Here is a 14788-nt window from a genome sequence, read left to right as displayed (position 1 = left end):
AATAGGAATTTTAGACATATGACCTATAGCGGAGTACTGACAAAAATGAAGACCCAAAACGGCCAGCCCGTCCAGTATTATTTGGATTTTGAGTCGGACTTTATCAATGTGAACCAATTATTGGGTAAGACCCTCAGTTTACAATTCCTCAAGTTTGAGTGTCTTAACTGCGGATTGGACAAAAAGATCTTTCGTCAAGGGTATTGTCATGACTGTTTTTACGATGTGCCTCAAGCCGCGGATTGGATCATCCGTCCGGAACTGAGCAAAGCTCATTTAGATCAGGAAGACCGCGATCTGGCCTACGAGAAGAAAATGCAACTGCAGCCGCATATTGTCTATTTGGCAAACTCCAGTTCGGTGAAGGTTGGGGTTACCCGTAAAAGCCAGGTGCCAACGCGTTGGATAGATCAGGGTGCTCATGAAGCTATTGCCATAGTTGAGGTTCCCAATCGTTATTTGGCCGGAATTACCGAAGTTGCCTTAAAGGATCAGGTGAGTGACAAGACCAATTGGCGTGCCATGCTAAAAAATGATATTCAAGACGAAGACCTGGTTGCTTGGCGCGAGAAGTTATTGCCACTTGTACCCGCGGAGGCTAAAGACTATGTTTTGGACAGGCAGAGCGAAACGCATTTAGATTTTCCGGTGCAGCAATATCCGGAGAAACCCAACAGCCTCAACTTGGTAAAAGAAGGTGCATACACAGGCAAATTAGTGGGCATTAAGGGGCAGTATTTGATCTTTGAAGATCAGACAGTATTCAATGTTCGTTCTAACGAAGGGCTTTTTGTGGCTTTAGAGGTTGGAATTCCTGCTTAAGTATTTCTTTAACAGCTTTTTAGTATTCCAAGGACAGAACAAGCCTTAAATTTGTAAGGCTATGAAAAAACTAAAGATATCTGCCATGTCCTTGGTGTACATCACCACACTGTTGTTGGTAACCTTAACGATAATGGTTACCATGGACCTTCCTTTCAACTGGGTATTTTACTTAAGTGTGCTTGGACAAGTTTTTGTGGTGCTGATGGTTTACCGTGTACTTACCGACGACTATTCGACCGACAAGACTTTCGAAGATTTCTACGAAGATTACGACACCGAAACCCAGCGTTTTAGATAACCCACAGTTTTAGGGCTTGAACTACCGCAATACCGATCAAGGTAATTCCTATCACTGTATGCATGCATACTTGTTTAGTTGAATTGAGCTGTTTTTCGGCCAAGCGCTTACCTGTAGATCCGTAGATCATTAGTATGCCGACCTTTCCCAGAAAAACTCCGAAGAAAAAGAACAAGAGGTAACTGCTCTTAAGCATAGTGGACAAGGTCACATAATTGTTATTTACTATAGCTATGGCAACCAACCAGAATAGTAAAACTGGTGGATTCACCGCCGCCAAGAGATATCCTTGGAGCAGGCGCTTGATTGGCTTGTCTAGCTGTGCCTGTCTAGTCTTTAGCTTTGGTAATCTGTTCTTGATTATAAAAAGTGTCCCTGCCAAAAGAAATGCCACTACAAAGACTACTTTTACCCAGGCATGCATCTGCAAGAAATCTGTAACTAACATACTGTAGCTAATGGCCAGCAGTGCCAAGGTGATCTCGCCCAAGCCGGCTCCGTAAGCGATTTGTTGCCCTTGTATGCGTTTGCCTGCTGCTGCGGCACTGACAACTGCTATATTGGAGGCTCCCGGAAAAGCTCCGCCTAAAGCCGCTAAGAAAACTCCAATTATCAGATAAAGCATAAACATGACTCTTTAGTAGTCATGTCAGATAGTACCTTACAATGTTCAGGTATTTATTCGAGTTCTTCGCTGCCTTGCAATCCAAAAAGGCTTCTTAAATAATAAACGCCAGCATAGAGTAGCGGGGTGTCTAAAAGCGCAACCAAGATCTTAAAAAGGAAACCGCTGATAAGTAGACTGCTAAAGATATCCCATGGGATTTTACCAAAACTACACAGTAAGAAAAGCACGGTAAAGGTGTCTACAAATTGCGAAGTGAAGGTAGAGAAGTTGTTGCGCAACCACAGGTGCTTGCCTTTGGTGATCTTTTTCCACCAATGGAAAATGTGGATGTCTATGTATTGTGCCAATAAATAGGCCATCATGGAGGCAAATACGGCTACCGCTGTTGCTCCAAAGACCAAGGTAAATATCTCATTGTCCAGTGGGCTGGTCGGGATAGCATTGAAATGGTTTGCTGCCATTACAATTCCTAGAGAGAAGAAAGATGCAAAGATTCCTGTGGTCACCATTTGGTTAGCCTTCTTTTTACCGTAGACCTCACTGACAATATCCGTGATCAAAAAGGTGATGGGGTAGGGTAGCACGCCTACCGAGATCTCGAAAGTGTAAAGCCCAAAAAAATCGATGGCCACAAACTTCTGAAAAATCAGGTTTGAAACTACCAATGAAGTTATGAATAGAGCCGCAAGAATCAGGTAGATGCGATCTGCCAAGGCCCCGTTTTTTGGAATCGATTTGCTCACCTAGCTAAGTTACGATTTTAATAGAACACCTTTATAGTTTTTAGCTTAGTTTACGTATTTTCGCTGCTACCTAAAAGCCAATATTTATCAAACCAAAACGTACCATATACCTCGCACTTGGCAGTAATCAAGGCAACCGATTTGAGCAGTTGCAGGCCGCGGTAGATGCGCTTTTTGAGACCATTGGTGATGTGCGAAAGATCTCTGCTGTTTACAGTTGTCCCCCCTTGGGTTTCGAAGGGCCGGAGTTTTTGAATTGCATCCTGCGGATGGAGTCTGATCTGCCTAATGGTAAGCTCATAAGTGAGGTACTTCGGATAGAAAAACGCTTAGGTAGAGAACGATCAAAAGATGCTGGTTACACTTCTCGAACTATCGATATTGATGTGATCGCCGTGGAGGATGAGTGTATCGACACCAAAAAGTTGCAAGTGCCACATCCGGCCATGCAAGACAGGCGCTTTGTATTACAACCCATGCATGACATTGCTGCAGATTGGAAGCATCCCAAACTGGTTAAAACCGTGGGAGAGTTGTTGGAGTCTTGTCAGGACTCCTCTTTGCTGAGCAAGCAATCTAAATGGCTGCGGAATCCCAAGAAGAATCTGCATTTGGATCAGTTCAAATATTTAGCCATTGAAGGTAATATTGGCGCGGGTAAAACCAGTTTGGCAACTTTGATCTCCGAAGATTTTAACGCAAAATTGGTTTTAGAACGCTTTAAGGACAATCCGTTTCTGCCAAAGTTCTATAAGGATCAGAATCGTTATGCCTTTCCTTTAGAGATGTCTTTCTTGGCCGATCGCTATCAGCAATTGCTAGACGATATTTCGCAATACGATCTGTTTAAGGAATTCATTGTGGCCGACTATGACCTTTACAAGTCCTTGATCTTTGCTAAAGTTACGCTGCAGCAAGAGGAGTATGCGCTTTATAAAAAGCTATTCCACTTGATGTACAAGGAGATCGCTCGCCCGGATCTCTATGTCTATCTGTATCAAACTACAGAAAGCTTACTGGCCAATATCAAGAAAAGAGGCCGCTCTTACGAATCAGACATACAGCCTGACTATCTGGAAAAACTCAATAAAGGGTATCAGGAGTATATAAAATCCTTTCCGGAAGGTACCGTAAAGGTCGTGGATGTTTCGGATTTGGATTTTGTGGCCAATCGGGCCGATTACCTCAAGGTCTTAAGGGCAATAGTTAGCTAATTAGCCGTTTAATTTCTGGAAGATATCCCAAAGAACCACGCCTGCGCTAACAGCGATGTTCAGGGAGTGTTTGGTGCCGATCTGCGGAATCTCTATCACCCCGTCACAGCAGTCTATAACACTTTGCTGCACGCCTTTTACTTCGTTGCCAAAAACAACTGCTAGTGGTGTTTGTTGTGGGGTGAATTCACTTAAGCTTATGGAATTTTCTGTTTGCTCAACAGCAAAGCTGACAACGCCTTCGGCTTTGAGCTTTTTGATCAACTCTGCACAGTCTTCAGCGTACTCCCAAGCTACGCTATCTGTAGCTCCTAAAGCTGTTTTTTGAATGTCTTTATGCGGAGGAGTGGCAGTGATTCCACAGAGGTAGATTTTTTCGATCCTAAAGGCGTCTGAGGTTCTAAAGACACTCCCTACATTGTTTAGACTGCGGATGTTATCCAGCACAACTATTAGAGGTGTTTTTGCTGCGGATTTAAACGCTGCAACCTCCAAACGATCCAGTTCGCTATTGCGAAGTTTTCTAAAGTCACTCATGCGAGTGCAAAGGTAGCCTATTGTTAATAAAAGGGAATAACTCTAAGGGCTCGATCTTCTCTAAAAATCGCAGTTTTTCTACTTTAGCTTTTCAACCCTATTTATGGCCACAAAAGTCACTCCTTTAATGAAGCAATACAATGCCATCAAGGCCAAGCACCCTGATGCGCTCTTGCTTTTTCGAGTTGGAGATTTTTACGAGACCTTTGGAGAAGACGCCGTGCGTGCCGCAAAGATTCTCAACATAACACTAACGGCCAGAAACAACGGTGGAGACAAGACCGAATTAGCTGGGTTTCCACATCACGCGCTTAATACCTATTTGCCTAAGTTGGTCACTGCAGGTTGCCGCGTGGCAATTTGCGATCAACTCGAAGATCCGAAGCAAACCAAGACCATAGTAAAGCGAGGTGTTACCGAACTGGTTACTCCAGGAGTTGCTATTAACGACGATATTCTACAAGCCAAGAAGAACAATTTCTTAGCGGCTATTTATCCGTCTAAGAAAGAATTAGGGGTGGCCTTTTTAGATATTTCTACCGGAGAGTTTTTGGTGGCAGAAGGCAGCTTGATCTATATTCAAAAGCTTTTGCAAAACTTTGGTCCGGCAGAGGTTTTGTTCTCCAAGCAAAAACGCACTTGGTTCAAAGATCATTTTTCTGCAGCTCTCAATGTATTTTATTTAGAAGATTGGGTCTTTCAACCCGAGTATGCCAAGGAAAAGCTTACTCAGCATTTCAATACACTAAACTTAAAAGGATTTGGTGTGGAGCAAATGGAGCAGGCACAGATCGCTGCAGGAGCCATTATGCATTATTTGCAAGAGACACAGCATTCGCGTTTAGAGCATATCACGAATATTTCAAGGATCGCTGCAGATAAGTATCTGTGGATGGACCAATTCACCATTCGCAACTTAGAACTGTATCATCGTTCCAGTCCGGAGGCAGTAACCCTATTGGATATTCTAGATCATACCCAATCTCCTATGGGAGGGCGTATGATGCAGCGATGGCTTGCCTTACCGTTGAAAGACCTTAATGCGATTAATAGCAGACACGATCAGGTGGCGCATTGGGTATCTAATCCGGAAGCTCTGGATCGCCTAAGAGCACAACTGGGTTATATCAGAGATCTGGAGCGCTTGGCCTCGAAAGTTGCTACGGCTAAAGTGAATCCTAGGGAAGTAGTGCAACTAAAAAATTCTCTTGAAGCCCTGGTTCCTCTAATACAAGCGGTGCAAGATGGGTCTGGAGATATTTTCAATGACCTACTAGAAAAATTAGATCCTTGTGATGCACTAAGAGAACAGATCAAGGCTACCTTAGACGAAGAAGCACCAATTTTACTTTCTAAAGGGAAAGTGATCGCTACTGGCTTTAATGCCGAATTGGACGAATTGCGCGAGATAGCCGGAGGCGGTATCGCCTATTTGGATCAAATGGTTGCCAGAGAGGCGGAACAAACCGGAATCAGCTCGCTCAAGATCGCTTCTAACAACGTATTTGGCTACTATATTGAGGTTCGAAATACGCATAAAGACAAAGTGCCGGAACATTGGATCCGCAAGCAGACGCTGGTTAATTCAGAGCGCTATATTACCGAAGAACTCAAAGAATACGAGCAGAAGATTCAAGGCGCAGAGGCGCAGATCGCCATTTTAGAATCTAATTTGTATCAGGAGCTTTTACAAGCTATTATGCCGTATTTGGCCAAGCTACAGGCCAATGCCCAGGCTGTGGCCGCAATAGATTGTCTGTGTAGTTTTGCGCATTTGGCTATTAGCGCCAAATATACTCGCCCGCAAATGAACGACGGTTTTGAGATCAATATCAAAGATGGCCGTCATCCGGTGATCGAAAAACAACTCCCGCCAGATACGCCCTATGTAGCCAACGATGTCTTTTTAGATCGTGAGCAGCAACAACTCATCATGATCACTGGGCCCAATATGAGTGGTAAGTCTGCTATTTTAAGGCAAACAGCATTGATCTCGCTGATGGCGCAAATGGGATGCTTTGTCCCTGCAGCTTCGGCAGATTTGGGTGTGGTAGATAAGATCTTTACTCGAGTAGGGGCCAGCGACAATATCTCTATGGGAGAATCTACATTTATGGTAGAGATGAACGAGACGGCGAGCATTCTCAATAATATTTCTGAAAGGTCTTTGGTCCTTTTAGACGAAATTGGTCGCGGAACCAGTACTTATGATGGAATCTCTATTGCTTGGGCCATAAGCGAGTATTTGCATGAGCATCCTGCCAGACCTAAGACGCTGTTTGCAACGCACTACCACGAGCTCAATGAAATGACCGATCGCTTTGAGCGTATTAAGAATTACAATGTGTCTGTAAAGGAGACTTCGGATAATGTATTGTTCTTGCGCAAATTGGTCCCTGGAGGTTCTCACCACAGTTTTGGGATTCATGTGGCCAAGATGGCCGGGATGCCCGATACGGTAATAAAAAGGTCCAACAAGATCTTAAAGCGACTGGAAACCTCGCATTCGTCTGAGCAACTGAACGATAAGATGAGCCAGGTTGCGGAAGAAGAGCTACAACTCAGTTTTATCCGCTTGGACGATCCTTTACTAGAAGAAATAAGAGATGAGATACTAGAGCTAGACATAGATACCTTAACTCCGGTAGAGGCTCTTATGAAACTCAATGAGATCAAACGTCTGCTTAGCCGTAATCGTGCAGAACGCCTCAAGAAATAGCTAGAATATTCTCAAAAAAATACTTTTGTTTTCTCATAAAAGTTTTAAATTTGCCTCCGCTCTTACAACAAAGAGCACGTTCTTTTAAACACGCGAAAATAGCTCAGTTGGTAGAGCGCCACCTTGCCAAGGTGGAGGTCGCGGGTTCGAATCCCGTTTTTCGCTCAAAATGGCTAACTGCCATTTAAGTCCAAGTTGCAGAAGTGGTGGAATTGGTAGACACGTTGGACTTAAAATCCAATGGGCAGTAATGCCCGTGCGGGTTCAAGTCCCGCCTTCTGTACAAGATTAAACCGTAAGTTATTGAAATTCAAAGCTTGCGGTTTTTTTATTCGATAATTTGGGCAACAAATGGTCAACAATTCAAGAATACTATCGATTGATACGCTTTCTTATTGAGTAAAGTAGTTCCTTGGATTTGAGAAATCCGATAGGGTGTATTCAAAGTTTTTCAAAATTTGATCGTACTTCTCTTTTAATACTCTAGCATTTTCATTTTCTCCGTGTATCTCTGATTCAATGAATTGTTTAAAGCCTATTGCCAAAATTTGCGATAAGAGCAATTCACAATGCCCTTTCATTCGATCAATATCAGATTTGAACTCGTCTCTTTCAATTTGTATTTTCTCGTCTTTACTAAAATGAGCAAAACGCTCGTGAATTGGTTCTTTGACTGGGAGGCCGTCGTAGTGTTTTATGCAGTTTGAGATGTAATTCACTTTGCAGGTAATCGCGAAATGGTTATGAGATTTATAAATATTGATGCCGTACTCCCTTTGACAGTATTTCTCAATGCTCAATAGATCGCTAATTTCATTCAATTCTTTAAGAAGAAAATTTACCGCATCAACTAATGCCTTTAAATATGACTCATACTTATGAAATAAACCTACGTAACCAAGCCTAATGGTTTCGTACAAGTTGTCCTTCAGGTCGGACTTTGATATGTTTAATAGGTGTTTGTATTTAGAACTTGAGATTTGACTCCAACTATCAGCAATGGATTTATTTGAAGCTGGTATGTAGTAGTTCAGAAATAGTGACTGAAATGATTCCATATCAGCGATAGATTTTACAATAAAATCGAATAATTTTCTTCCTTCCTCTGATTCTTGGAGTAGTTCAAAATTTTCAATTTTTGAAAAGCTACTTGCAAGATTCTCAACGATATAATCAATCTGATTGAATTTCTTTTTTTTCATTTTGACTTACTGAAATGTTTCTATAATTCGGTGATTCGCACAAAATACACTTCAGCATCGCGTAGATTGTATCCGATGCATATTGTGTAATCCGAGAACCGCCAATCTCTCATCTCCATTGCATCGTAATCCTGCATCATCATTAAGTCAGTTTTATGAAATTTTGAATACACACCTTGAGGATCGCCGAGAGTATCACAGTATTTATCAACTAAGTCTCTTAATGATTTCTCACCTCGATTCACTTGAATCGCGAACAGTTCCCTTTTTCCGTTTTCTTTCTCCGTAATGCTCAGGCTATCGAAATCTCCTTCCGCGTCTTCATAGTTGATGTCATAAGCCTTCACAACACCTTCTAATTCTTCACTCAGAGAAACTTCGATTTCTTCCATAGTTGAGAAGTCGAAGTCCTTTGGTAGCACGTTCAATGTAGAAAGTTTGTCCGCGCAATTATTCTTCGGTTTTACGAACGGTATTTCCCTTTTTTTACGGTTGAATAATCCCATTTTTGGAGAGTTTTATGATCAGGTCTGTCAATTTGAAGGTAGCGTCATTTAATGGCGTACCAAATGAAAAGCCTTGATCTGTTATTAAAAACGGGGAGATTTATCAAATATAAAGAAAAGTGATTTCACTTTATGGGAAAGTCAAAAAGGAATGGCTCCCTCGCGCGTGCGCGCGTAGTGGTTCGATTTTCTTTTCATGTAGGCCAATAATAGTTCGATTCTCGCGCGCGCGTAGTGCTGGCATTTCTATTTAGGGGTGAACAATTCAGTGAGGTATTCACTCAAGCATTGCAGGTCTTTCTGTGCTTGTTTGTTTTTCCGAATTGTTTGATCTTTTTTTCTCAGTAAGTAATCTTCAATTGGCGTTTCATCTACATTGGTCTCGACATTTCCGAGATTGATTTGGGTTTGGTTCTCAAAACGAAAGTTATCAACCTGTATTTTGTAGCCTTTATCTGTTCTTTCGATAATCACAGCTGCCTTGACTGGGTTTCTCATGAAAATTGCTGTACCACGTTGATCGCATGAAGCTTTCTTTGCTGGCAGATCACCGCCACTTTCGCTCATTCCTCTTAACAGCGGATGTTTCTTGGCATAAATGAAGAACTGATCAGAAGGTATTTCAAATTCCATTGTCCATGTTATGAAATCATACTTCACTGTAAATTCTTGACTGAAAATCTTGAAGCTGATGAAGAACATCAATACTACAAGAAAGTAATTTCTAAACCTCATCTTTAGTTTTCTTGATTCTTATTTCTGAAAGATACAAAAGGGTGCAGTATTTGCCTATACTACTCTAAATATTGCACCCCTTCCAAGTCTTTGTATGGGTCTAAAATTTGCACCCTACAGATAGAAGTTCAATTTTAGTCTCGATTTCAGTTGTGAGTAAGCTTTTGTAGCATTGGGGTGTTTTCTTCATTAATTGTTCAAGACGTTTTTTAGACTTACTGAATCTATTTCGATGCGATTGACTGATTTCATACCACTCTCGACTATCGGTTAATCTCTCAATTGTCTTCTGTTCTAGTTTTGTCAATGATGAGGTGTCGACTTGTCTTTGCAAGATCAGAACCCTTTGCCACTCGCTTATGATCAAATCAGACATGATATCGTACGATAAAGGGTCAAAGAGATCAGAAACGCTCCAAACATTTAATACTTGGATCATGTAGGCTCTTCTATCCGATTTGATCTCGAAACGGAATGTGTTTCGGTTGCAATGCTGAGGATATTGCACTCCTTTGGCATAGGCCTTTATTTGTTTGTATCTGTTTAAGCGTCCATATTTATTAACAGAAGATGATACCTTGCTATAAGCTAGGCCGACATGATTTCTAAATTCATTCTTATCGTGATAGGTTATACAACTTATCAGTTCTTTTACCTCAACAGGAGATTTGACGTTAACCCCAAATTCAATATTTACAACTTCGAGTTGGTCGGCATTGATCTCTAGCTTATCAAAGAATTTTCTCAGTAAGCCGATACAATCCTCTGGGGTAAAATCATTGGCATTGTGAAGATTATTGTTGTAAAGCTTGTGTGGACGCATCAAGACCTCTAATTGATCATCGTAGAAGACAAATTGAACTTCATCTAAAATCTTGATTAGTCTTGATTGAATAGTTTCATTGTCGCGCATCAGTTGCTCCCAATCTGATGCCCAGATAAGCATTTTATTCGCTTTCAGGGCATCGATTGTACTTTTGCATCGGGTTCTAAGTTTCAAGAAATCTATCAAACCTCATCAATCCAAACATTGAACTGCCTCTTGGACTTCTGACCTTTTAAAAAGAATCTTGCCTTCAATGCCATAGGCGGTCAGTATGCCCTTTTTTCGCCAATTGTTAACCGTACCTCTATTGATGTGTAAAAGGTTCATTACATCCTGTGTGGTGAGGTATTGTTCTGGTTCTTTCGGTGTGAAGTCGGTCTTAATCTGATCAATGATCTTTCTGATATCGGGTAAGATCAGTTCTTTCAGGTCTTCAGGGGTCATTGATACAAGTTGAACGGTTTTCATGATCTTCCTGATTTTGCGTTCAACTTTGCTTTTAGGGTCAATACATCTGATTCGCGGAAATAGAATCTTGCGTGAATTGTTGGAACTGGCTTCAGTTCTCCTTTAATCTGTAGTCGCTCAACTTGACTGCGTGAACAACCTAAAATGAGGCTTGCTTCACCAGCGGTGACTAATTTTGGCTTTGCCATTTTGAATGTGGTATTGACGGATTAAACCGTCTTGAAATTGCGTGGCCTAATTGCCGAGTTGAAGATGCTTGTCCTGTTATTTCGGTAATGATTACAGGAACAGGTGTGAAACAATTCTAGATTATTTTCTTGTCAATTCCAAATTTTCACGGCTATGTGTTTTCAACATAGTTTTCAACGATTAGTTCAAGAACCCTTGATTCCTGATTATTTTCATCCAATTAGAAAGCACGGTTTTCGCAAGTTTCGGCGCGGGTTCTCTATCACTTGAACTTAGCTTTTGGTCTTCCTTCAGGGCTATAAAAAAGGCTTTGTGTAATTCGTCAGTGATTGATTCAAACGCAATATTTTCAGTGAATCCCAATAGCTGATATGCTGTTTGAAGCCCTTGATAGTGGTAAGTGGTTTGCCAATGATTGCAAGATTGACCCCCATGAGCGTTCAGGATTGTTTTCATTGCGTAATTGATGCGTTCGTAGATAATTGCATCACTCAATACCTGCGATACAATATCGTTCGTTGTGAGGGCTTTATTCGAGTTGTTCATTTAGACGGACTTTTTAGAGTGAACGATTTCAAGTTGAGGTTGTTTGTTCAGTTTACTATTACTTTTCGTCATGTACTCTAGAATCAATTGCGTAATGTCTAATGAACTATTTCCGATATAATTCAGAAGCATTTGTTCAGTGGCATGACCTGTCAAGATGCGAATAATGGATGTTGGCATTTCATTGAAATGATTTGTTGCGAACGAACGGCGACAAGTATGAGAGGTGATAAGTTTGTACTTTGGATAAACGCCAACTTTCTTACGCTTTGTTGCTGGGTCGTAAAGTTTACCTTTTGTCATGCTGTCAATGCCAGCGATTCGACAAACTTCTTTGATGTAATCATTAAATCGCTGGATTGATATTTTGTGAGGTAGTCCACTTTTAATGACATTCATCGTGTCTTCAAGTACTGGTATTCTAACTTGTTTGTTCCCTTTTTCCTGTGTCAATTCAATCATGTTGAAACCTTGAATGTAAACGAAGTTCTTGCTGGTTAGGTTGAGAAGATCACCAGCACGTTGTCCAATGGCGCATCCAAGAATCAACCATTTTCGTGCATTTATTAGATGAGGTTGTTCAATTTCAGCGTTCTTGATTCTTTCAATTTCTTCTGGTGTCAAGTAAATAATGAACTCGTTCTTGATATGAATTGATTTTATCGAATCAAGTTGTGTGCTAACCTCAACGCCGTTTTTCTTTGCGTCATGACATACCGTTTTGAGGTTTGCAAGTGATTTTGTCGCGTAGGATTCTGAATATCCCTTTTCATCAATCATGAATTGTAAGAAGTCTTGTGCAAGTTTCTTGTTGACGTCTTTTACTTTCAGCCTTTTTCTGCCTTGAAATGCGATGATTTTAGACTTTAATGATCTGTAAGCGTTGTACGAACTCTTACCCAGACCAATTCCGCCTTTTGAATTTGGACGCAAATGACAAGTGTCCAATAAGGTATCAATGGCATCAACTAAAAATTCACTTTGCCCTGACTCATTCACCTTGCCCTGAATTAGATCGACCTGATATTGCAGCCATGTGCTGTCAATTGAGATTCCTTCAGACTGTGCTTCGTTGAGGTTTTCAAATATTCGGGCTTTCATCTTGAGCAGAGTCTGAGCAAGTTTTTTATTACTAGCGGTGGTCTGCTTTGGCATTCCTGTTGATTCACTCCACTGTTTAGGGTCACAGTGAAGGCCAGTGCGAACCTTTGGAGTCGTGCCACGTCCTGCTGATAGTCTTATGTAGATCGGTGCAGGATTCTTTTTGCTACGAAGTAAGAACTTAATGGATGCCATGTTGTTGAAGTTTGATGCAATTTACAAAATGGCCAACATTTGGGCAACCGTTTTTGCATATTATTGTACACTATTGACAGGTCTTGTTTTAATAGTCATGTATCTAAATAGCCTATAAATGTTGATTTAATAGAGATCATGTGCTGGTTTCGGGTGAAACTATGAATATCAATGTACAATAGGTTCAAGTCCCGCCTTCTGTACTAATAAGCGAAAACCCTGGCTCACGGAGCCAGGGTTTTTTGTTTCAAGGAGAGCCGAAAGCTTGCTTTCAGGCTCGACGCAGAAATAAAAAACTGCCGGCGCACAGCGCTGGGGTTTTCATTTTCAACTGGTCATGGCGAGACTCATCGAACAAAGTGAGATACGTCCCGCTAATTGAGAATGGTCTTTAAAACTGCCAAGCTCGCTTGAGCGCGAATGAAAAACAAAAAACCCACTGTGCTTTGCACAGAGGTTTTCATTTTCAACTGGTCATGGCGAGACTCATCGAACAAAGTGAGATACGTCCCGCTAATTGAGAATGGTCTTTAAAACTGCCAAACTCGCTTGAGCGCGAATGAAAAACAAAAAACCCACTGTGCTTTTGCACAGGGGTTTTCATTTTCAAATCGACTGGACGGGACTCATCGAACAAAGTGAGATACGTCCCGCTAATTGTGAATGGTCTTTAAAATTGCCTACCCGCCGGCTGGCCCCTTCGCTAAAAATGTCCACTGGGCATTTTTTAACGCTCGGTCCGGTTTTCATTTTCAACTGGTCATGGCGGGACTCACGAGCGCCTCGAACTCCGAAGCTTTAGCGAAGGAGTTAGCGAGTAATTCCCGCCCTCACCCCGCGCTAGGGATGGAAGCAAAGTACCCCGCCTTTGCCTGCTTTGGCGGGCAAAGCGTGTACTGCGAACAGCCCGACCCTGAAGTGAAACGCAGCGAAGCGAAGTTTCTACTTCAGGGGAGCGCCCAAACTCAACCACTAATCCTAGCAATTCAAATACACTTTAGCGCATTCCAACGAATTTTTCATTCGCTTTCGGTAGTTAGGTGTAGGTTTAAGGTATAGTTTATCAAAATATCAATAATTGTAAATCTGCAAAAGATGAAAGAGCTAGGAATAGTAATCAATTGCTGTGAGCGGGAGTTGTATTTGGCTAGTGAGGAATTTTTAAAAAAGTACAGAGACTGTGAGATCATGGAGGTTTGTATGGTCTATAGTGATAATAATAAACCATCATTACGACTGCTGAGTCAATTGCAGCGGTATTGTAAGAGTATTTCTACGGTAAAGATCAACAGGAATAAGTCAGAGACCTACGCACTTAGAGCTGGAGTTCGTTATATAATAGGGAACTTTAATTTGCCTGTGATTGCGGTGGTTACAGGGATTGAACAGTACGCATTAGATCAAGTTTTAGAGGCTGTGGCTAGGCTTAAGGACACAATTTTAGAGGAAGGTCTAAGGCCGCACAAGGAACGTTTTATTATGAATGTTAGAGACAGGCGTATTGTTCAGATCATGCCACAAGATCTCGGTTTGAAACAATCGGCTTAAGTACTGAAAGTAACATCTAGATGTTGTTTTTTTAGGAAAGCAGCTTGTATTCACTTAACTCGCCAAGGCGGATTTTTGCGATACGCTCCACCCCAAAAAAGGACGACTTTATTTCCGGCAGGGTCGGTAAGGCGAGCTTCTCGCCAACCCCAGCTTTGGTCTGTAGGTAATAGTTCGAAGCCTATGCCCAGTTCTTGTAAACGTTGGACTTCTGCGTCGAGCTGTTGGGTTTCAAAATAGATAACAGGAGCTTCGCCAACTCCCAATTCATCAATTTGGTGTATTGAAAAAGTGGCGTCTCCCTGTGGACATTCAAAGCGAACATATCGAGGAGCCGCATCGACAATGATCTTAAGGCCCAAATGCCGGTAGAAAGCTACACTGGCTTCCATGTTAATAGTGGGTACTGTTACTTGATTGAGGTTCATGTATCTAGTGGGTGGAATTTATAAATAGTGCCAATAACTGCTTGTGGCGGTTCGTTTATCGGCCTAAGTTAGTATCATTA

The 14788-nt window shown here is 41.6% G+C and carries 17 protein-coding genes and 2 tRNA genes; 7 read left to right on the top strand and 12 right to left on the bottom strand.

The window, feature by feature from the left end; translation table 11 throughout:
• Window positions 1–18: 18 nt before the first annotated feature.
• On the top strand, window positions 19–822 hold the full coding sequence (locus tag BTO09_RS03670) for a DUF2797 domain-containing protein (RefSeq protein WP_087523374.1): 804 nt from the start codon (window positions 19–21) through the stop codon (window positions 820–822).
• Window positions 823–883: 61 nt separating this feature from the next.
• Complete coding sequence (locus BTO09_RS03665; protein ID WP_232454991.1) at window positions 884–1123, top strand: hypothetical protein; 240 nt, start codon at window positions 884–886, stop codon at window positions 1121–1123.
• Here BTO09_RS03665 and BTO09_RS03660 read toward each other — a convergent pair.
• Both BTO09_RS03660 and BTO09_RS03655 read right to left on the bottom strand, forming a co-directional pair.
• Window positions 1116–1748, bottom strand: a complete 633-nt coding sequence (locus tag BTO09_RS03660; protein WP_157663419.1) for a LysE family transporter — start codon at window positions 1746–1748, stop codon at window positions 1116–1118. The two genes, BTO09_RS03665 and BTO09_RS03660, sit on opposite strands and share 8 nt — an antisense overlap.
• 53 nt (window positions 1749–1801) lie before the next feature.
• On the bottom strand, window positions 1802–2494 hold the full coding sequence (locus BTO09_RS03655) for a queuosine precursor transporter (protein WP_232454990.1): 693 nt from the start codon (window positions 2492–2494) through the stop codon (window positions 1802–1804).
• 80 nt (window positions 2495–2574) lie between these two features.
• Between BTO09_RS03655 and folK the strand changes: the two genes are divergently transcribed.
• Complete coding sequence (folK, locus tag BTO09_RS03650; RefSeq protein WP_369826909.1) at window positions 2575–3708, top strand: 2-amino-4-hydroxy-6-hydroxymethyldihydropteridine diphosphokinase; 1134 nt, start codon at window positions 2575–2577, stop codon at window positions 3706–3708.
• On the opposite strand, the gene BTO09_RS03645 is transcribed toward folK, so the two are convergent.
• Window positions 3709–4245, bottom strand: a complete 537-nt coding sequence (locus BTO09_RS03645) for an RNA methyltransferase (protein WP_087523371.1) — start codon at window positions 4243–4245, stop codon at window positions 3709–3711.
• Window positions 4246–4348: 103 nt separating this feature from the next.
• On the opposite strand from BTO09_RS03645, the gene mutS reads away from it, so the two are divergent.
• The 3 genes from mutS to BTO09_RS03630 all read left to right on the top strand — a co-directional run bounded on the left by mutS (window position 4349) and on the right by BTO09_RS03630 (window position 7247).
• Window positions 4349–6964: a DNA mismatch repair protein MutS gene (gene mutS / locus BTO09_RS03640; protein ID WP_232454989.1), complete on the top strand. Its 2616-nt coding sequence runs from the start codon at window positions 4349–4351 to the stop codon at window positions 6962–6964.
• A 92-nt stretch (window positions 6965–7056) separates the two neighbouring features.
• Window positions 7057–7129: transfer RNA gene (locus tag BTO09_RS03635), tRNA-Gly, on the top strand.
• 32 nt (window positions 7130–7161) lie between these two features.
• Window positions 7162–7247, top strand: a tRNA-Leu gene (locus BTO09_RS03630).
• A gap of 109 nt (window positions 7248–7356) precedes the next feature.
• Here BTO09_RS03630 and BTO09_RS03625 read toward each other — a convergent pair.
• The 8 genes from BTO09_RS03625 to BTO09_RS03595 form a co-directional block, all read right to left on the bottom strand.
• Window positions 7357–8166, bottom strand: a complete 810-nt coding sequence (locus BTO09_RS03625) for a hypothetical protein (RefSeq protein WP_087523369.1) — start codon at window positions 8164–8166, stop codon at window positions 7357–7359.
• 20 nt (window positions 8167–8186) lie between these two features.
• On the bottom strand, window positions 8187–8672 hold the full coding sequence (locus tag BTO09_RS03620) for a hypothetical protein (protein ID WP_087523368.1): 486 nt from the start codon (window positions 8670–8672) through the stop codon (window positions 8187–8189).
• Window positions 8673–8918: 246 nt separating this feature from the next.
• Entirely contained in the window at window positions 8919–9305 is a 387-nt protein-coding gene (locus BTO09_RS03615) for a hypothetical protein (protein ID WP_157663418.1), read from the bottom strand.
• Between the two features lie 202 nt (window positions 9306–9507).
• A complete protein-coding gene (locus tag BTO09_RS03610) occupies window positions 9508–10353 on the bottom strand; it encodes a hypothetical protein (protein ID WP_157663417.1) in 846 nt (281 codons plus the stop codon).
• A 72-nt stretch (window positions 10354–10425) separates the two neighbouring features.
• The gene (locus tag BTO09_RS03605; RefSeq protein WP_087523365.1) at window positions 10426–10701 is read right to left on the bottom strand and encodes a helix-turn-helix domain-containing protein; all 276 of its coding nucleotides are present in this window, start codon (window positions 10699–10701) and stop codon (window positions 10426–10428) included.
• The gene (locus BTO09_RS14650) at window positions 10698–10889 is read right to left on the bottom strand and encodes a helix-turn-helix domain-containing protein (protein ID WP_369826902.1); all 192 of its coding nucleotides are present in this window, start codon (window positions 10887–10889) and stop codon (window positions 10698–10700) included. Before BTO09_RS14650 ends, BTO09_RS03605 begins: the two co-directional genes overlap by 4 nt.
• Before the next feature lie 181 nt (window positions 10890–11070).
• Complete coding sequence (locus BTO09_RS03600) at window positions 11071–11436, bottom strand: hypothetical protein (protein ID WP_087523364.1); 366 nt, start codon at window positions 11434–11436, stop codon at window positions 11071–11073.
• Entirely contained in the window at window positions 11437–12732 is a 1296-nt protein-coding gene (locus BTO09_RS03595; protein WP_087523363.1) for a tyrosine-type recombinase/integrase, read from the bottom strand.
• Between the two features lie 1095 nt (window positions 12733–13827).
• Here BTO09_RS03595 and BTO09_RS03585 point away from each other — a divergent pair.
• Window positions 13828–14280 carry a hypothetical protein gene (locus tag BTO09_RS03585; protein ID WP_087523361.1) on the top strand — a complete coding sequence of 151 codons (453 nt, stop codon included), beginning with the start codon at window positions 13828–13830 and terminating at the stop codon, window positions 14278–14280.
• A 50-nt stretch (window positions 14281–14330) separates the two neighbouring features.
• On the opposite strand, the gene BTO09_RS03580 is transcribed toward BTO09_RS03585, so the two are convergent.
• Window positions 14331–14708 carry a VOC family protein gene (locus BTO09_RS03580; protein WP_087523360.1) on the bottom strand — a complete coding sequence of 126 codons (378 nt, stop codon included), beginning with the start codon at window positions 14706–14708 and terminating at the stop codon, window positions 14331–14333.
• Window positions 14709–14788: the final 80 nt, after the last annotated feature.

This window comes from Gilvibacter sp. SZ-19, assembly GCF_002163875.1.
In the GTDB taxonomy this organism is placed as follows: Bacteria; Bacteroidota; Bacteroidia; order Flavobacteriales; family Flavobacteriaceae; genus Gilvibacter.
Note: the sequence above shows the minus strand (reverse complement) of the source record. Positions and strands in the feature narration are given on the sequence as shown.